This is a genomic window from Acinetobacter sp. CY73 (assembly GCF_059515865.1).
This window is the reverse complement of record NZ_JCAKMZ010000002.1, coordinates 45,632-65,987: the sequence shown is the minus strand read 5'-3', so window position 1 is coordinate 65,987 and position 20,356 is coordinate 45,632. Positions and strand designations below refer to the sequence as shown.

The following is a 20,356-nucleotide window of genomic DNA, read 5'->3' as shown; positions in this document are numbered from 1 at the left end:
TGAATGTCGGACAATAGGGATCAATCATTACAAAAAATCCCACATTTGTGGGATTTTTAATTGTAAAAGATCAGATTTAGATTAAATCTCTAAATAATCGAGTATACCTTCAGCAGCTTGACGACCTTCCCAAATGGCTGTTACCACCAAGTCTGAACCGCGAACCATATCACCACCGGCAAAGATTTTGGGATTTGAAGTTTGGAATTTATATTCTTGCTGTTCAGCTGCCACCACACGACCAGATCCATCTAATCCGATATTTACACCAGTGAACCAATCCGCTGGACTTGTACGGAAACCAAATGCTAGAAGCACGGCATCGGCAGGTAAAATCTCTTCAGAACCTGGAATCGGTTCAGGACTACGGCGACCTCGGCTATCTGGCTCACTCAATTGAGTGGTCACCACTTTAACGCCGGTCACTTTGCCATTTTCACCTACAATTTCGATCGGTTGACGGTTAAATGCAAAAGCAACACCTTCTTCACGTGCGTTTTTCACTTCCCGGCGTGAACCTGGCATATTTTCTTCATCACGACGGTAAGCACAGGTTACTGATTCTGCGCCCTGACGAATTGAAGTACGGTTACAGTCCATTGCCGTGTCACCACCACCTAGAACAATCACCTTTTTGCCTTCAACACTAATGTATTCAGATGGATCTTTTTCCCAGCCTTGAGTACGGTTGACATTGGCTATCAGGAAATCAAGCGCATCATAAACACCCTCAAGATCTTCACCTGCAAAACCACCTTTCATGTAGGTATAGGTACCCATACCCATGAATACTGCATCATATTCTGCGAGTAATTGATCAATGGTGACATCTGTACCAATTTCAGTATTGAGACGGAATTCAACACCCATACCTGTGAAAATTTCACGACGGCGTTTCATCACGTCTTTTTCCATTTTAAATTCTGGAATACCAAAGGTCAGTAAACCACCAATTTCAGGGCGCTTATCAAATACGATTGGTTTTACCCCAGCGCGAACCAAAATATCTGCACAGCCTAGACCCGCAGGACCGGCACCAATGATTGCGACTTTTTTGTCAGTCCATTTCACTTGTGACATATCAGGACGCCAACCCAAAGCGAAGGCTGTATCATTAATATATTTTTCTGCATTACCAATGGTGACTGCACCAAAACCATCATTTAGGGTACATGCCCCTTCACATAAACGATCTTGTGGACAGACGCGACCACAGACTTCAGGCAAGGTATTGGTTTGGTGGCACAGTTCTGCCGCTTGGAAAATACGTCCTTCTGCGATCAATTTTAACCAGTTTGGAATGTAGTTGTGAACTGGACATTTCCATTCACAATAGGGGTTACCACACCCTAAACAACGATGACTTTGGTTTGCAGCCACTTCCGTTGTAAAGGGTTTATAAATTTCCACAAACTCCGCTTTGCGGACGTTGAGATCTTTTTTCTCTGGATCCTGGCGTGCGACATCCAGAAATTGAAAGTCATTGTTTAGGCGCTCTGCCATGTCTCTCTCCGTGGGTCAGTGCAGCTTGTTTATTCATCAGCAGCACTTGCCTATCTATCTGCGGTAGTGGAATTATTGTGGATCAGCTTGAGTTGTTTTTAATAACGTCTGCAAATTGGCAGCTTTGGGTTTCACCAGCCAGAATTTACGGCTATAAAAATCAAACTCGTTACGGATCTTGTACGCCCAAGCACTACCTGTTTCAGCAATGTGTTCATCTAAAATACGACTTAAGAAGTCTTTATGTTCTTCCATCGCTTCGGTTGAAATACGGTTCAGCTCAATCAGCTCATGATTATAATGATCGACAAAATCATTCTCCAAATCCAGCACATACGCGAAACCACCGGTCATCCCTGCACCGAAGTTATGCCCGACTTTACCCAACACCGTGACAATACCGCCAGTCATATATTCACAACAGTGATCGCCTGCACCTTCAATCACGGCAAATGCACCTGAGTTACGCACAGCGAAACGCTCACCTGCTGTACCCGCAGCAAACAACTTACCGCCTGTTGCGCCGTACAAACACGTATTACCAATGATCGCGGTTTCTTGGGTTTGGAATGGTGAACCTTTGGGTGGGAAGATTGAAATACGACCACCTGCCATGCCTTTACCCACGTAATCATTTGCATCACCTTCAAGTTTGATATGCAAACCACCCGCATTCCACACACCGAGAGACTGACCCGCAGTACCGGTTAAATTCATTTTTACCGGATGGGCTTCCATACTTAAGTTGCCATAGCGGCGTGCAATTTCACCTGAAATACGTGCGCCAATTGAACGGTCACAGTTACCAATGGTGAAATGATATTCACCGCCTGTACCCGCTTCAATCGCAGGTAGCATTTCAGCCACCATTTTCTCAGCCAACACACCTTTATCAAATGGGGCATTGCCTTCAACTTGACAGTACTGTGCCTTACCTTCAGCCGCAGGATGTGACTCAAGCAGTGCAGTTAAATCCAAATGTCCCTGTTTTTCAGTTTCACCTGGAAGCATTTCCAGTAAATCAGTACGACCTATCAAATCTTTTAAGCTTGAAACACCCAGTGCCGCGAGCCATTCACGCGTTTCTTCCGCAATAAAATGGAAGAAATTAATCAACATTTCAGGCTCACCAATGTAGTGTTCTTGACGTAAATGGTCTTGTTGAGTCGCAACACCTGTTGCACAGTTATTTAAATGGCAAATACGAAGGTATTTACAACCCAATGCAATCATTGGTGTTGAACCAAAACCAAAACTTTCAGCACCCAAAATTGCAGCTTTGACTACGTCCAGACCCGTTTTTAAGCCACCATCGGTTTGTACACGTACTTTGCCACGTAAGTCATTCACACGTAATGCTTGATGTGCTTCACTTAACCCCAATTCCCACGGCGAACCTGCGTGATGAATTGAAGACAATGGTGATGCTGCTGTACCACCGTCATAACCTGAAATGGTAATGAAATCGGCATAGGCTTTGGCCACACCTGCGGCAATCGTACCGACACCTGGTTCAGACACCAGTTTGACTGACACCATGGCTTGAGGATTGACTTGTTTTAAGTCAAAGATCAGCTGTGATAAATCTTCAATCGAGTAAATGTCATGATGCGGTGGAGGTGAAATCAATGTCACACCTGGCACTGAATAACGTAAACGTGCAATGAGGCCATTGACCTTACCACCCGGTAACTGACCGCCTTCACCCGGTTTTGCACCTTGTGCAACTTTAATCTGTAACACTTCAGCTGAGGTTAGATACGCTGGTGTTACACCAAAACGACCGGATGCAATTTGCTTAATTTTCGAGTTACGAATGGTGCCATAACGTGCAGGATCTTCACCGCCCTCACCCGAGTTAGACCTACCCCCAATGGTGTTCATGGCAATGGCAATTGCTTCATGTGCCTCAGGTGACAACGCCCCAAGTGACATGCCTGCCGAATCAAAGCGTGGCAGGATTTCTGCAACTGCTTCCACTTGATCGAGTGGAATTGAATGGTCTGTTTTGAGTTTGAGTAAATCACGAATCGTTGCAACAGGACGGTTATTCACCAACTCTGCATATTCTTTAAAGTCAGCATACTGACCTGAACGTACAGATTTATGCAAAGCATTAATCACATCTGGGTTAAAAGCATGATATTCCTTATCGAATACGAATTTGAGTAAACCACCTTGCTCGATTGGCTTACGAGATTTCCAAGCCAAGTCAGCCAATTTTTTCAAATCATTTTCAAGGTCAACAAATGTTGCACCTTTAATACGACTTGGTACGCCTGTAAAGCATTTCGCAACCACTTCATCTGAAAGCCCCACCGCTTCAAACAACTGACCTCCACGATAGGAGGCAACAGTGGAAATCCCCATTTTAGACAGGACTTTAAGCAAGCCTTTCTCAATGCCTTTACGGAAATTCGCCTGAGCATGAATGGGATCACCCAATAACTCGCCTTTAGCAATCAAGTCATTGATCACGTCATACGCCAAATATGGATAAATCGCAGTCGCACCAAAACCTAGAATCACAGCAAATTGATGCGGGTCACGCGCAAGCGCTGTCTCAACGATAATATTGGCATCAGTACGTAGGCCAACTTGAATTAAATGGTGATGAATTGCACCAGTGACCATTGCCGCATTGGCAGGTAAGAAACCTTGACGAATTTTACGATCCGAAATCACCAGTAATGTTTTACCCTGACGAATCGCTTGTGCAGCCTGTTCACAAATCCGTGAAATTGCAGCCTCAGAACCTTCTTCTTCTGGATAGTTTAAATCGATATCAGCAATTTCGTAGCCTTTACGACCCAGCGTACGGATTTGATGCATTTTCGAATTTGAAAGTACAGGGCTTGAAATAATCAGACGATCTGCATGCTCTGGACTTTGCTCAAACACATTTTGCTCACGACCCAAACAGGTCTCGAGTGACATCACGATCGATTCACGTAAAGGATCGATCGGCGGATTGGTCACCTGAGCAAACTGTTGACGGAAATAATCCGTCACATGACGCACTTGACGAGACAATACGGCCATTGGGGTGTCATCACCCATCGAACCAACCGCTTCTTGACCACTTTCAGCGATTGGACGAAGCAATTGATCACGCTCTTCAAAAGTCACCATGAACATTTTCTGAGCTGCTTTTAGATCATCGCCTTTTAAGCCTTGATCACATAAGTATTCTTCAAGCTCAGGACTGCCGTGTACACGTACAGAATTTTCGCGTAACCATTCACGATATGGACGCATTTTTTTCAAGTGATTGCTGACATCTTTGGTATCCAGCATTTTGCCTGTGAAGGTATCAATCACTAAGATTTGACCCGGACCGACACGACCCTTAGATACCACATCTTCTGGTTGATATCCCCAAACCCCAATTTCAGAGGCTAAAGTGATATAGCCATTTTTGGTAATCACCCAACGCGCTGGACGTAAACCATTGCGGTCTAGCATACAGATCGCATGACGACCATCTTGAATCACAAGACCTGCAGGACCATCCCACGCTTCCATATGTTTAGAGTTAAATTCATAAAATGCGCGTAAATCTGCATCTAAAGTTTCAACATTTTGCCAAGCGGGTGGCACCAGCATGCGTAGCGCACGGAAAAAGTCCATACCCCCACCCACCAAGATCTCAAGCATATTGTCTAAGCTAGAAGAGTCCGAACCTGTACGGTTCACAATTGGGTTTAGCTCAGTTAAACCCGGAAGCAATGGATTTTCAAATTTAGGCGTACGTGCCATTGCCCAGTTACGGTTGGCAGTGATCGTGTTGATTTCACCATTGTGCGCTAAATAACGGAATGGTTGGGCCAATGGCCAACGTGGAAGCGTATTGGTTGAGAATCGTTGGTGGAATACCACAATATGAGATGCTAATAATGGGTCTGCTAGATCAGTATAAAAATCTGCGATTGCTTCAGGCATCATTAAGCCTTTATAGCTGATCACAGTCGAACATAATGTAGTGACGTAGAAAGACGTGTCTTGCGTTAAATGCTGTTCTGCACGACGACGCGCTAGGAACAATTTACGGTTGAATTCAACCTCAGTCACACCCATTGGACAATTCACAATGATTTGCTCAAAAGCAGGCATCGATTGTAAAGCGATCGAGCCCAAAGCATCCACATTGGTCGGAATAACACGCCATGCCAATACTTTCAAACCTTCAGATTCGATTTCCTTTGCAAGTACTTGTTTGGAATGTGCCGCAATTGCAGGGTCAAGATTGAGAAATACCGTACCCACAGCAAAGATTTCGCTTAAGGTAATGTCACTGAGTTTTTTTGCTTCAGCACGAAAGAATGCTTTAGGCATCGCTAAAAGCAGACCACATCCATCACCAGTCTTGCCATCTGCAGCAATACCACCACGGTGCGTCATACAACTTAAACTATGAATCGCGGTCTTGACTAAATCATGACTCGCATCGCCTTGCATATGGGCGATTAATCCGAAACCACAGTTATCTTTAAACTCATCCGGTTGGTATAGACCTTTAGCGGGAGCTACAGTATTAGGCGATGGCATGTGCATAGCGTACCCTTCTTATCAACATGGCCCTAGGGGCAAATCTTGTTCAATTATTCATTTACGATGTCTTGTTTGTATTCGCATTTCTCATTCATGATTCTGAATTTATGCCTAAAATAAGTTGTGTTCATTGCACTTATTTAACGCAGCGATACATCCTTTAATCGGTCACTGCTTCTAGTTTTTCGCTCCATAATAGGGACAATGCTTAGAACCAGCGCTCTAATGAAGCAATATTTGTGCCAAACTTATAATTCACTTTTATCAATTTAGAATTGGTGATCTATATTCAGTAAATTATTATTGCATTATTTTAAGACAACATAATCGCACTAAAAATGGGCGATTAGTATTTTATATACAGCAAATTGCGCTATTTTAGAACTATTTTAATTAAATGGATCGCTGATTTGCTGATCAGCCACTCTCTTTTCAGTCGTTGTAGGTTTATTTTCAGTTTGTTTAGGCGTATCAACAGATGTTTGAGAGCGTTGTACATCCACAACTTTACCCGTTTGATCTTTACGCGTAATGGTGGTGCTGGTGGTTGCCTTTGCTGGATCAACCGTATTTGATGGTGGTGATAATCGTGCCAATAAACTTTCATCAATAATCGGAACAGGTGCGGATCTTAATTTCACTTCATAGATCTTATTAGATCCCACTAACTCTTCAGAACCCAAATCATTCACATATCCATCAAATTGCTTAAATTGAACAACTTTCGGCTTCACTGAGGGTGGAAATTGAATCTGGAGTTTCTGCAATTGATCCTTAGCATCTTTTTCATTCTTAAATTGTCCAAAAGACAAGACATACTGCTCTACTTGATCCTCTCCACTTAAGCGGAAGTAAATGAGACCTTTACGATCTATTTGTTTCAGAAGAAAACTTTTCACAATATCTTCGTTGGTCGATCTAAACAATTCAACCGTATAATTTTTATGATTTTCTTGAATAAACTTCGTTCCACGAAATTCTGCCAAATGATTTCCAGATGCAATAAATCGAGTTGTTGTTTGTAATGGACGAACTTGTTCTGTTAAGCCACCTAAATTCGTGGTTGCAGCGACTTTTTCAGGTTGAATGCTGACGGGCGTATCCTCAACCTTTTTTGACTGTGTTGTCAGCTTTCTGGTATCCGTCATCATCCAAAAAATAATGGCAAAAATAAGCGACAGTACACCACCAATCAACCAAATATTATGCTGAATACTTTGCCAATGTGATTGTTTTACTGTCGCCATACCTTACCTTTATTCTAATTTTGATTACGAATAATCGCTTGTTTCATCAGTTCAATATCAAATTCTTTGGTAATAATCGCTTGCCCAAGCTTTTTCATTAATACCAAACGTAGCTGACCATTCAGCACTTTTTTGTCATGAGACATATAAGCTAAAAAGTCATCTAAAGGAATCTGTGGGCATTTTATCGGTAAATTTGCACGTTGAATGATTTTTTTTGTACGTTCAAGCTCTTGCTCACTTATCCATCCCATCAAATGAGATAAATCCGCTGCCATGACCATACCCGTAGCCACTGCTTCGCCGTGCAACCATTCACCATAACCTAGATAAGATTCAATCGCGTGACCAAAAGTATGCCCAAGATTGAGTAAAGCGCGTTCCCCCTGTTCTTTTTCATCGTTCGCGACGATGCGTGCCTTATGTGCACAAGAACGATAGACTGCTTCAGCCAAAAGCTCTGGATCTCGCTTAACCAGCCCATCCATGTGTGCTTCAAGCCATGCAAGAAACTCGATATCACCCAATAACGCATATTTAATGACTTCAGCCAGACCCGCTGATAGCTCACGCTCAGGTAAAGTTTTGAGCTGTGCCATATCCGCAAGAACCACTTGAGGTTGCTGGAAAGCACCAATCATATTTTTACCCAAAGGATGATTGATTCCTGTTTTTCCACCGACACTTGAGTCGACTTGTGACAATAGGGTTGTAGGCACTTGAATAAAATAAACCCCACGCTGGAAACATGCGGATGCAAAACCTGCCATATCTCCAATGACACCACCACCTAATGCAAGCACGGTACAATCACGATTAAAACCTGCTTCTAATAGCGCATCAAAAATGAGATTTAAGTGCTCACTATTTTTATATTTCTCACCATCAGGCAGAACACATGTTTTAACCTTTTTTCCTAACGCTTCAACAGCAGCAACGTAATTCTCTAAATACAGCGGCTGAACCGTTGTATTGGTCACAATCATGACCTGCTGACCATGTATATAAGGTTCGAGTAATTCTTTGGGATTTAAATGACTGCCAATGAAAATAGGATAACGTCTGTCGCCTAATTCAACAAAAAGGGTTTGCATGATAAAAATACCAGTCGCTTTTAAATAGTTGAAATTTCTTTAGAAATAATCAATTGTAAAATTTTTTGAGCCAAATCTCGTGCAGCACCTTGATTGGTCTCAATAATATGATGAGCAACTTCACGGTACAAAGGATCACGAACATTAAGGAGATCACGTAACTTTTGTTCAGGGTTTTCCACCTGTAACAAAGGACGATTTTTGTCACGGTATGTGCGTTGTAATTGGATTTCTACAGGGGTATATAGATAAATCACGATACCACGTTGGTTTAAGTTTTTACGGTTTATCGCCTGTGTAACAGCACCACCACCCGTTGCAACAACCAAATTATTTTTAGATGTTAAGTCATCAATGACTAAAGATTCTCTTGAACGGAATCCTTGCTCACCCTCTTTTTCAAATATCCATGGGATGGTCGCTCCAGTCTTTCTTTCTATTTCATGATCACTGTCAACGAATTCTCGATGAAGTAGATCTGCCAGATGTCGACCAACAGTTGTTTTTCCTGCTCCCATGGGCCCTACCAAATAGATATTCGGTAGGGATTCAAACTCTTTGCTTTGCAAGGAGTCACCTATTGAATTGCTTTCATTGAAAGTATATTAATGATTTCTAGATTGACTGTCATTAACAATTCTTGGTGTCACAAAGATTAACAGCTCACGTTTGCTATCAGATTTAGAATCACGACGGAATAAACGTCCAATCGCAGGCAAATCACCTAAGAATGGTACTTTAGTTTGTACAGAACGTGATTCTTGTTCAAAAATACCACCCAATACCACGGTCTCACCATTATCAACAAGCACATTGGTTTCTATTGCATTTTTGTTGATCGTCAACTGACCCGTTGGCGTTGGTGCTCCTGGAGTATCACTGGTAATGTTCAATTTCATTTGAACTTTACCATCAGGGGTAATACTTGGGGTGACATCTAAGCTCAATGTCGCATCAATAAACTCAGTTGTAGACACTGCATTTTGCCCACCGCCTTCAGCAGATTGATATGGGATTTGAGAACCCGATGCCACTTTAGCTTGCTGTTTATCTGCAGTTAAGACTTTCGGTGTTGAAATCACTTCACCATAACCATCAGCTTGTAATGCTGACAACTCAAGATCCAACATGAAATCAGACATATTGATCAAACCAAAGGCAATTTTACCTGCAGCATTTGCGACACCAAGATCTACGTTTAGATTACTAGGACGATCAATAGTCACTTTGCCATCATCATCTGGCGTTTTGATATTCCAAATCGTATTATCACTACCACCAATAATAATGTCATTGTTACCAACACGATCTGTCGTAGCCACCCCCCACTTCACACCCATATCTTTTGAAAAGTCGGTGGTTGCACGAACAATACGAGCCTCAATCATCACTTGTTTCACAGATACATCAAGTAGATCAATCATCTTACGAATCTGATCAATTTTTTGAGCTGTATCATTCACAATTAAAGTATTGGTACGTGGATCAACTGAAACCGTCCCACGCGGACTTAAAAGTGATCCAACACTATCCCCAAGCGGATCATTTCCGCCACCTGTATTATTTGTACTACCACTATTGGAGCTATTTCTACCTTGGGTAATCAACTTTTCAATATCAGCGACTTTGGCATAATTCAGCTGAATATATTCAGTTTGAAGGGGTGCCAACTTTACGCTTTGTGCAATCGCTTTCGCCTCATCTTCTTCGGCTTTAATCAGCTCAGAAACAGGCGCAATCCAAATCACACTACCGTTACGACGTTTATCGAGATTCTTAGTTTTTAGAATAATATCAAGTGCTTGATCCCAAGGTACATCTTTTAAGCGAAGTGTGATATTTCCTTGCACAGTATCTGCCGCGACCATGTTGATTCCAGTGAAATCAGCCAACAATTGCAGAACACGTCTTACTTCAATGTCTTGGAAATCAAGAGAGATTTTATTACCTACATAGTTTGTGGTTTTTTGAGAACTCACAACCCCTTTTTTCTCCTCAGGTCGTTTCAAACTAATCGTAAGCTTATCTTCAGCCTGAAAAGCCATATATTCATAGCTACCCGATGCTTGAATCGTAATCACACCATTTGAGCCATCATTATAGGCATCAACTGTAGAAACAGGCGTCGCAAAATCATTTACATTAAGTCGACGAATTAAATGCGCTGGAATTTTATTCCCTAAGAAGCGTACAACAACTTTGCTTCCTTGTTGTTTGACATCTACAGGTGTATTAGCACTCTGAAGATTCAAAATCACTTGTCCTTCACCTGTTCCACCACGCTGGAAACCAATGTCAGCCAATCCATGAGTGGGTTGCTGTTGTACTGGAGCTAAAACAGGAGTTGCTAATGGAGCACTGTCATTATTAATCTTAAGAATGAAAGTATTCCCTTCAACACGCGTTGTATATTGACCTGTCTGTTTCAAATTTACAGTGAGACGTGCACGTTGATCATCAGATGCAATATCCACTGAGCTTGCTTCATTGGTTGAAACAGGGATGCTCGTTTTACTTAAGGTTTGTTTCGCCTGATTAAAATCCAAAATCAAACGAGCTGGATTTTCTACCTGATAAGCTTGTGGCTGAGGTGGTAACCCATTAAACATCACACGAATTTCAGTCCCTTGTCCAGGCACTTGCATGGGTACGACATTGGTCATGGTGACTTGTGCCGTAGCAACTTGTGTAATTGCAATACTGATTGTTGCCAATGCAAATTGACGAAGTTTTGAACTCATGAAAAAACCTTCCCCACCCAAAAAATTATGCTCACTATTTTTCATTTTTATTCCTTATCTTAATCGACTGGACCAAGTAAAACCAAGCTTCTTGGTCTCTCGATAAATCCATCACGGCCGTCTGGTACGATTTCTAATAAGTCAATTCGAGTCGGCGTAATCTGTGTAATACGCCCTTGATTGACGCCCATGTAATTGCCGCGTTGAACTTTTTCAATCTCACCGTCAGGCGAATTAATTAACGCAATAATTTGACCATTTTTACCGACCAGACTCCCTTTAAAACTTAGCGTTTCTAATGGATAGCTTTCTAAAGGCTGAGGTGGTCTTGAAAAGTTAGGATAAACACGTTTACCTGACATCACCTTCAACTCATTTGCCAATGAATTCGGTAATACTGGACTACGTAACTGTTGTGCTGAATATTGAAAAACAGGCACAGGATTAAATACAGGTGCAGGCTCAATCGGCAATGGCGGCTGACTACGAATATTGGCCATTTCTTGATTAACAGCATCAATTCTAGAATCACATCCAACCATCAAAGCCAAGGTCATTAGACATAACGAACTTTTTAATGTTTTCATCACTTCGGCTCCTCTGTCGTCTGTGCAACTGGTGCTTCCGCTGAAGCTGGAGCAGCAGGTAGATCATTCGCTGTAGCAACATAACGGTAAGTCTTCGCCTGAATTTTGTAATCTACAGTCGGAATATCTGATTTATTTTCTTTCGATGCAGAAGCACTTAATTCAAAATCATGTAAGGTCACAATTCGAGGTAAGGTTGCAATACCACTGACAAAATTACCAAATGAATGATAATCACCAGTTGCTTCAATAGAGATCGGCTGTTCGATAAAGAATTCTTGCGTCACTTCATTTTCAAGACGAATATTTTTAAACTTCAGACCCGCTTCAACCCCTTTTCTATTGATATCTTCAACCAAACTTGGAATTTCAGTATCTTTCGGTAATTGTTGCAATTGTTGAGTGAAACTGGCTTCCATCTGCTGTAGCTGAGCCTGATACTGTTGTAAATTTCTCAGCTTGGAATCTTTTTCTTTAAACTCATTCAACAAATTTTGTTCCTGAGCATTCGCTCGATCTATCGCATCCATTTTGGGCTTAATTGCTAAAAAATAGCCAATTGCACAGACCAAAAAGAACAAAAATATCCAGCAGGTGATCTTGACGGACATTGGCCAACCACCAAAATTATTGGTGTCTAGCGTATTGAATTGCTGAAAAAATTTATCGACACTCATCGGCTTCTTTTTGGGAGCATCTAATGTTGAATCTAGTTCATCTAAATCATCACGACTCATGGTGCAGCCCCCTTATTCGCTGAGTTATCTTGAGCTGGCAAAGCGATTTCACCCAAATCTGCAGTGACAACAAATGTGCCATAAGACTCTTCCACACGAGGCACAACAGAAGTAGCAACTTTCTCTTTATTTTCTGCTGCCGCTAAAAATGAGTTCATGAATGCATTGCGATACCATGGCGAAGCTTCTAAGCCACGAAGTAATTCTGCAACTGCATTTGGACTCTCAGCTTTTCCTTCAATTGTAAATTTATCCCCTGTACGCGTAAATTTAGTCACGTACACAGTCGTTGGCATAATACGAACGAGTTCATCTACCAATCGAACCGTTACAGGTCTTTGTCCTTCAAGACCTTGAATCAATTTCATTCGCTCAATTACGGTATTACGGCGCTCTTGCAGACCATCAAGTGATTTCAACTGTGTATCGAGATTTTGATTGGTACTGACCACCAATTGATTCGCTTGCTCTTGATCATTCAATTTTTGATCAAGATAGAACCATGTCGCTAAGATGGTCGCAATTGCCAATAACGCAACAGCGATACAAACAGTGATAAATTGTTTTTTTCGTTGTTCTCTTAGCTCATCGCGCCAAGGGAGTAAGTTAATTTTAGCCATTAATCAAAACTCCTCAATGCCAATCCGCACGCCACCAAGAGTGATGGAGCATCATTTTCAATTTTTCGAAGATCAATTTGAGGAGAAAAACCCATTTGTAAAAATGGATTTGCAACTGTGACTCGATAACCGAGCTTTTGCTGCATTAACTTTTGTAGACCTGGGATATTTGCATTACCACCAGCCAACAAAATATGGTCAATTTCATTAAATTGCGAAGAGGAGAAAAAGAATTGCAAAGAACGTGCAGCTTGCTGAACAACTGCATCTAGGAATGGCATCAATACTTCAGACTCGTAATCGTCTGGCAAAGTACGATCTTTTTTAGCACGACCCGCTTCATCAAACGATAAGCCATAACGATTTTGAACGTCTTGAGTCAGTTGCTTACCGCCAAAAACTTGCTCACGTGTATAGATGATTTTACCGTTTTGCATCACCGATAGTGTTGTCATGGTATGACCGATATCTAAAATACCCACTAGATTTACACCAATCGGCAAAGTATCAGAGAACACTTCAAAACTACGCTCTAAAGCATAACTTTCAACGTCCACAATTTTGGGTGTAACACCAACTAAATCAAGAACTTCTACACGAGAATCCACATTTTCAGTTCGCGTCGCAACCAACAAGACATTGACACGGCTTGATGAGCTCAGTTTGTCAGGCAACACCTCAAAATCAAGACTGACTTCATCCAATGGGAAAGGAATATATTGCTCAGCATCCATACGAATTTGAACTTCACGTTCATCGTCCGTCATGTCAGCATCCATCTCAATCACTTTATGAATGACCATAGAGGTTGGGACTGCAATGGCTGCATTCGATGATTGTGGATTTGCAATATTCATTGCGCGCTCTAAAGCATCCGCAACGTTTTCAACATTTAAGATATTTTTTTCGACCACACTGCCATCGATCAGCGGGCTTAAGCCGTAGCTTTCTACCCAATAGCGACCATTTTTAACAGACAGTTCCAATAACTTTACAGAAGTAGAACTAATATCTACTCCCATTAACCCCTTATTTGGCTTACGATAAAGTCTAAGCACGATGCAATTCCTATTATTTTTTTCCCCAACAACTATACAAACTAAAGACTCACGGTCTAATTTTTTTACGGATATAAAACTCAACTAACATTCCGTTAAATGAGAAGTTATACTGACCATCAATTAGTTTGCCTTTAGCACCTATTAAAACTTACTTGTTATGAAAAAGCTATCTTGTTGTGGAAACATTCATCCATTTTTTTTGCTGATTATTATAATTTTATTGACCGTACCAATGGGTTTTTACGGTATGTACTTGTACATCGCTCCATCGCTACCAGAAATGAGTTCATTAAAAAAAGCACCTTTGTTAAAGCCATTACAAGTTTATACAGCAGATAATCAACTTATTTCTGAATATGGCGGAAAACTTTCTGTTCCTGTTGAATATAATCAAATACCTGAAGAATTTATTCATGCTTTTCTGGCTGCTGAAGATTCGTCTTTCTTTGAACATAGTGGAATTAGTTTTAAAGGTCTAGGGCGTGCATTGAGCGAAACCGTAACTGGCTCAGATGTGCAAACAGGTGGCTCAACAATCACGATGCAGGTTGCAAAGAACTATTACTTAACGCCTGAAAGAACACTTAAGCGTAAACTGACTGAAATCTTCTTGGCTCGAAAAATAGAACAAAACTTAAGCAAAGAAGATATTTTAACGCTTTACGTGAATAAAATTTTCTTAGGCAAAAATGCCTACGGTATTGCTGCCGCAGCTAAAATTTACTATGACAAAAGCTTAGCTGATTTATCTATTGCTCAAATGGCAATGATTGCTGGCTTACCGAAAGCCCCTTCAAAATATAATCCTGTTGCCAATCCAGAGCGTGCTTTGGAACGTCGCAACTGGATTTTAGGACGTATGTTGCAACTCGGCTATATCAATCAAAATCAATATAAAGTTGCTGTGGCAGAACCTGTAGTCTTGAATATGCCCGATCGAGGATTAAGTAATAAATTCCCCTATGTCGGTGAAATGGTACGCTCTGAGTTAGTGAGTAAGTTTGGTGATCTTGCAGTTGATTCAGGCTACAAGGTCTATACGACTATTGACTCTAAACGTCAACAATATGCTGAAGATTCGGTTCAACGTGGCTTAGAGGACTATGACCGTCGCCATGGTTGGCGTGGTGCAGAAGCGCATGACGAACCCTTGAAAAATTTCATGGCATTTGCAAACACTTACCCTGTTGAAGTCACCAAGGTCAATTCCAATTCCTTCGAAGCATTAATGCAAGATGGAAAAACGGTCACTGTGCCATGGTCGGGCATGTCTTGGGCACGCCCCTATCGCAATGCAAATAGTGTAGGTGGTGCGCCCAGTCGCGCTTCTCAGATTGTGAAAGTAAAAGATATTGTTCGACTTCGTCCAAATGAAGCAAAGACTTCATGGGCACTGGTGCAATTGCCTAAAGTACAGGGTCAATTGATCGCGATGAATCCAAATGATGGTGCAATCATTGCGATTGTCGGTGGTTATAATTTTTATCAATCTAAATTTAACCGCGCCTTACAAGGCTGGCGTCAACCGGGTTCAATTATTAAACCATTTGTTTATGCCTTGGCTTTAGAGCGTGGTATGACCCCTCACAGCATGGTCAGTGACAACCCGATCACCATTGGAAAATGGTCACCGCGTAACTCGGATGGGCGTTATTTGGGAATGATCCCATTACGTCGTGCGCTTTATTTATCACGTAATACAGTTTCAGTTCGTTTATTACAATCTGTGGGTATTGAAAGAACCCGTCAGTTGTTTATGGACTTTGGCCTGCAAGAAGATCAAATTCCACGTAATTACACCATTGCTTTAGGGACGCCTCAAGTACTTCCTGTTCAAATGGCAACAGGTTACTCAGCCATTGCCAACGGTGGTTTTCGTATCCAACCTCATTTCATCAGTCGTATTGAAGATGCTTACGGTAAAGTGATTTATCAAGCAAAACCTGAATATGCATGTATCTCATGTATTAAACCTGCGAAGGAAAATACTGATGAACAAGAGGCAACGCCTGATGATGAAGTGATTGAAGTGAACAACCAAACTTTAGAACAGGAAGAAAAACTACCAGCTCTCACTAAAGAAGAAAAAAGCCAATACCGTCAAGCGCAACGTATTTTAAAGTCAAGTTCTGCTTTTGACATGTCGAATATTTTGAAAGATGTGATTCAGCATGGTACAGGTCGTGCGGCGTTAAAAATAGGTCGAAGTGATATTGGTGGTAAAACGGGAACAACCAATGATGCAAAAGATGCTTGGTTTGCTGGCTTTAATGGAAAATTAGTAACTGTTGCTTGGGTTGGATTTGATCAACCTTCAACTTTAGGTCGTCGAGAATATGGTGGTATTGCAGCGCTTCCTATTTGGAGCAATTTCATGAGCAAGGCACTTGCAGGAACACCACATGCTTGGGTCGCTTTAGATAAAAATGCCAAAGCACCTTTAACTCGTGATCAGCGTCATAGTCCTACAGCCACTGTAGTAGAAAAAGATTCAAGTCCGGCATCCCCTCCTCTGGCTCGCCCGATCTATCGCCCGACGCCTGTAACGCCAACACGCAATGAAACTCGTGACTTTGATGATCTACCAGGTGAAGAACAAGATTTGGAACCTATTAAAACAGCACCGCCTGCTTTAAACCAAACACCGAAAAAAGAAGCGCCAAAACAGGATTCGTTGGAAAATTTAATTAACGAAGTCCAATAATCCTAAGTACAGTGATCTTAAGTACAGTGATCCTAAGTTCAATAAAAAAGCTCTCAATGAGGGCTTTTTTATTTTTAAGTTCTTTATGCTTCAATTGGCTTCTTTTTAAATACAAAGATTTGAAATTGTGCTGCTAATGCAAAATGTTGCTTTTCTTCTAAAGCTTTACGTAATTCAGGTTTAGCCTTGTAAGCGTATGGTGTCATTGCAATTAAGTTTTTTAAACCTTGCTGATTTAATTCAAAGGGTGCATCAATAACGATATCGTCCACTAAATCAAAATGATCTTTTAATTGCTGTACAAATTTATGTGGTTCATGTGGATTGACCTCTTCAAATAAGGCTTCACGCATCGCATATAAATGCTGAGGTGCTGGTGTGACCACGATGAGATGGCCATCCGTTTTTAAGACACGCAATATTTCTTGTTCTGGAATAGGGCTAAATAAACTGGTACATAGATCTATAGATTGATCGAGCACAGGTAAAATTGCGCCAGTACCCACCACCCAAGTGACTTCTTTATTTAATTTAGCAGCGATTTGCACCGCATTTTTTGCAATATCTACACCCACCACTTGGATCGCCTCAGCTTGCATTGCATGGGTGTAATACCCCTCACCACAACCAATATCGAGCAGATTCTCAATTTTAAGTTGATGAATTTTCTTAACCACTGCTTTTTGCAATGGCGCATAAAATCCAGCACTTAAAAAATCACGGCGTGCTTGCACAGATTCAGGCGTGTCCCCTGGATTTTTACTGTGCTTATGTTGCACAACATGCAGATTCACATAACCTTGTTTGGCAACATCATAACTATGATTGCTTTCACAGCGCCACGTTTTGTCATTGAGCACTAATGCCTTACGACATACAGGACACATCAGCAGATTCATCTTTTTCTCCAAAGCATTGGCTTTATGTGGCAATAAAAAAGCCGGCAATTGCCGACTTTTTCAAGTATTGAGGCTTAGCGTAATTTTAAAGTCATTAGACCTAAAACTACTAGCATAATTGTAATAATCCAGAAACGAATCACCACTTGTGTCTCGCGCCAGCCTTTTTTCTCATAGTGATGATGCAATGGCGCCATCAAGAACACACGCTTTTGGCGCATACGCAATGAACCGATCTGTAAGAAAACTGAAATGGCTTCTACTACAAATACACCACCCATAATCGCGAATACGATTTCTTGGCGTACCATCACCGCAATGGTACCGAGCATTGCACCCAAGGATAATGCACCGACATCACCCATAAATACTTGAGCTGGATGTGCGTTATACCAAAGGAAAGCCAAACCTGCACCAATCATGGCAGCACAAATCACCACAAGTTCCGATGCATTTCTCACATAAGGAATATGTAAATAATTAGCAAAACGTACATCACCTGCTAGATACGCAAATACACCCAATCCTGCAGCAACCAGTACAATAGGCATGATTGCTAAACCATCCAAACCATCGGTTAAATTCACAGCATTAGACGCACCGTTAATCACCAAGAAAGTAAAGATAATAAAGCCAATACCCAATGGAATTGCCGACAACGGAATACTGAAATCTTTTAAGAATGGAATCAGCAGATCCAACATATTTGCGGTATTGACAGGATTTGTTTCTTGCTGGGCGATAATATACAACGCGATGCCTGCGCCGAGTGCACCCACTGAAGTCCAAAAGAATTTTTTCTTTGCAGGTAAACCCGCATTGTCTTTATAACGAACTTTAATCCAGTCATCCGCCCAGCCCACAGCACCAAAAATCACCATCACGGCTAGAACGATCCAAACATAGGGGTTGGATAAATCAGCCCACAATAATGTTGAGATTCCGATGGAGAGGAGAATCAAAATCCCGCCCATCGTTGGTGTACCCATTTTCTTGGCATGACCTTCAGGGGCATAAGAGCTGACCGCTTGACCATACTTCAATGCTTGAAGCTTACGAATCATCATGGGTCCAAGCGCCAATCCAATCGCCAATGCTGTCAAGACACTCAGCAATGAACGTAACGTTAAATAGCGAACCACGTTAAACGAGCTGTGATAGCCCGCCAGTTGCTCAAATAACCATAACAGCATTTAGATCTTCTCCATCAATTCAGTCATCAACGTTTCCATATGGGTATAACGAGAACCTTTAAATAGGAAACTCATGGACTGAGGCTGATGTGTTTTAATTAAATCAACTAAAAATGGCAAAGCTTGCTCTTGATTTAAGAAAGCCTGCATTTTTTTACCATATTGCGTACTACGCGCACCCTCTTGTGCTGCAGGGGCAAATTCTCCGACAGCGACAACAAAGTTCAAACCTTTAAGCGAAACTAAATCGCGACCGAGCATATAGTGTTCTCGCGCAGCAGCAGATCCAAGCTCTCCAATATCACCTGTCACCATGACACGAATACCTTCTTGTTGAGCAAGGACTTCACCCGCCGCGCGCATCGAAGTGGGGTTGGCATTATAGGTATCATCAATAAATAAGTATTTATCTTTTTGAATAAAGTTCAGACGACCTTTAGCGCCTGTCGCAGTTTCCAAACCTGCAACGACATCCTCTAGAGATATTCCTATAGCCAATGCAAAGGCAGTTGCTGCTGTTGCATTTTGGACATTGTGCTCACCTGCAAATGGCAAATCGACTTGGCGTGATCCATTTGGTGTATTCAATGTAAAAGTCGCAGATTGAGGATGAAGTTGAATTTCAGTTGCATACACATCCCCACCTTGACCGAAACTCATCTTTTGATCTGTCACCACGGATTTTAAAATCGTTTCAGCAAAGTCATCTGCACGAGGAACAATGGATGTGCCTGTCTCAGCAATATGCGCATAAATTTCAGACTTCGCACGACAAATTCCATCACGGCCGCCAAACTCACCTAAATGTGCAGTCCCAATATTAATAATCCCTGCAACATGAGGCTGAACCAGATTTGAGGTGTAATCAATCTCACCCTGATGACTTGCACCCAACTCTATGACCGCATATTGATGCTCTGGGCGAAGCTCCAACAGCATCATCGGGACACCCAAATCATTATTGAGATTGCCACGCGTGATTAAGGTCGGGGCAATTCGATTTAAAATACTGCCCAACATTTCTTTAGTGGTGGTCTTACCACTACTGCCTGTGAGTGCGATCACTTTCAACTGCGGATTTTTTTGGCGACGATAAGCCCCCAAGTGACCGAGTGCTAAGCGCGTATCCTCAACCACCAACTGGCAAATATCCGCATCAATCGGTTGGCTGACAATCGCAATTTCACAACCCTGTATTGCAACTTGTGCAATAAAATCATGCGCATCAAAGCGTTCACCTTTGAGTGCTAAGAATGCATCTCCATGTTCTGCATCACGTGAATCAGTCAAAATCCGTTTAATCTCACCAGAAGGCACTTTATCGTTATGCCATTGCCCTTGAGTTGCATCTTTTAATTGTTCTGCTGTCCAAGGGACTAATGTCGCCGTGCTGGTTGTTGAAGTATGCATATGGATTCC

General features: G+C 41.7%; 14 protein-coding genes. 1 reads left to right on the top strand and 13 read right to left on the bottom strand.

Features of this window, described 5'->3' with window-relative positions:
* Positions 1-81: 81 nt before the first annotated feature.
* The 10 genes from AC5YD2_RS01710 to AC5YD2_RS01665 all read right to left on the bottom strand — a co-directional run bounded on the left by AC5YD2_RS01710 (position 82) and on the right by AC5YD2_RS01665 (position 14,138).
* The gene (locus tag AC5YD2_RS01710) at positions 82-1,503 is read right to left on the bottom strand and encodes an FAD-dependent oxidoreductase (RefSeq protein WP_496124658.1); all 1,422 of its coding nucleotides are present in this window, start codon (positions 1,501-1,503) and stop codon (positions 82-84) included.
* Between the two features lie 72 nt (positions 1,504-1,575).
* Complete coding sequence (gene gltB / locus AC5YD2_RS01705) at positions 1,576-6,051, bottom strand: glutamate synthase large subunit (RefSeq protein ID WP_496124657.1); 4,476 nt, start codon at positions 6,049-6,051, stop codon at positions 1,576-1,578.
* A 392-nt stretch (positions 6,052-6,443) separates the two neighbouring features.
* Complete coding sequence (locus AC5YD2_RS01700; protein WP_496124656.1) at positions 6,444-7,301, bottom strand: hypothetical protein; 858 nt, start codon at positions 7,299-7,301, stop codon at positions 6,444-6,446.
* 14 nt (positions 7,302-7,315) lie between these two features.
* A complete protein-coding gene (gene aroB, locus AC5YD2_RS01695; RefSeq protein WP_496124655.1) occupies positions 7,316-8,395 on the bottom strand; it encodes a 3-dehydroquinate synthase in 1,080 nt (359 codons plus the stop codon).
* 20 nt (positions 8,396-8,415) lie between these two features.
* Positions 8,416-8,964 (bottom strand): shikimate kinase AroK, encoded by a 549-nt coding sequence (gene aroK, locus AC5YD2_RS01690; RefSeq protein ID WP_496124654.1) that lies wholly within the window; start codon positions 8,962-8,964, stop codon positions 8,416-8,418.
* 36 nt (positions 8,965-9,000) lie between these two features.
* On the bottom strand, positions 9,001-11,181 hold the full coding sequence (locus AC5YD2_RS01685; RefSeq protein ID WP_496124653.1) for a type IV pilus secretin PilQ: 2,181 nt from the start codon (positions 11,179-11,181) through the stop codon (positions 9,001-9,003).
* Positions 11,182-11,195: 14 nt separating this feature from the next.
* On the bottom strand, positions 11,196-11,723 hold the full coding sequence (locus tag AC5YD2_RS01680) for a pilus assembly protein PilP (RefSeq protein WP_496124652.1): 528 nt from the start codon (positions 11,721-11,723) through the stop codon (positions 11,196-11,198).
* The gene (locus AC5YD2_RS01675; protein WP_496124651.1) at positions 11,723-12,460 is read right to left on the bottom strand and encodes a type IV pilus inner membrane component PilO; all 738 of its coding nucleotides are present in this window, start codon (positions 12,458-12,460) and stop codon (positions 11,723-11,725) included. The genes AC5YD2_RS01680 and AC5YD2_RS01675 overlap by 1 nt, the downstream gene beginning before the upstream one ends.
* Positions 12,457-13,080 carry a PilN domain-containing protein gene (locus AC5YD2_RS01670; protein WP_496124650.1) on the bottom strand — a complete coding sequence of 208 codons (624 nt, stop codon included), beginning with the start codon at positions 13,078-13,080 and terminating at the stop codon, positions 12,457-12,459. The genes AC5YD2_RS01675 and AC5YD2_RS01670 overlap by 4 nt, the downstream gene beginning before the upstream one ends.
* Positions 13,080-14,138 carry a pilus assembly protein PilM gene (locus tag AC5YD2_RS01665; protein WP_496124649.1) on the bottom strand — a complete coding sequence of 353 codons (1,059 nt, stop codon included), beginning with the start codon at positions 14,136-14,138 and terminating at the stop codon, positions 13,080-13,082. Before AC5YD2_RS01665 ends, AC5YD2_RS01670 begins: the two co-directional genes overlap by 1 nt.
* 160 nt (positions 14,139-14,298) lie before the next feature.
* On the opposite strand from AC5YD2_RS01665, the gene ponA reads away from it, so the two are divergent.
* Positions 14,299-16,845 (top strand): penicillin-binding protein PBP1a, encoded by a 2,547-nt coding sequence (gene ponA / locus AC5YD2_RS01660; protein ID WP_496124648.1) that lies wholly within the window; start codon positions 14,299-14,301, stop codon positions 16,843-16,845.
* An 83-nt stretch (positions 16,846-16,928) separates the two neighbouring features.
* Here ponA and AC5YD2_RS01655 read toward each other — a convergent pair whose 3' ends face one another.
* From AC5YD2_RS01655 to AC5YD2_RS01645, 3 genes are all read right to left on the bottom strand, one after another.
* A complete protein-coding gene (locus tag AC5YD2_RS01655) occupies positions 16,929-17,744 on the bottom strand; it encodes a putative RNA methyltransferase (protein WP_496124647.1) in 816 nt (271 codons plus the stop codon).
* A 74-nt stretch (positions 17,745-17,818) separates the two neighbouring features.
* Positions 17,819-18,937, bottom strand: coding sequence for a phospho-N-acetylmuramoyl-pentapeptide-transferase (gene mraY / locus AC5YD2_RS01650; protein ID WP_496124646.1), 1,119 nt, complete (start codon positions 18,935-18,937; stop codon positions 17,819-17,821).
* Positions 18,938-20,347: a UDP-N-acetylmuramoyl-tripeptide--D-alanyl-D-alanine ligase gene (locus AC5YD2_RS01645; protein ID WP_496124645.1), complete on the bottom strand. Its 1,410-nt coding sequence runs from the start codon at positions 20,345-20,347 to the stop codon at positions 18,938-18,940.
* Positions 20,348-20,356 lie beyond the last annotated feature (9 nt).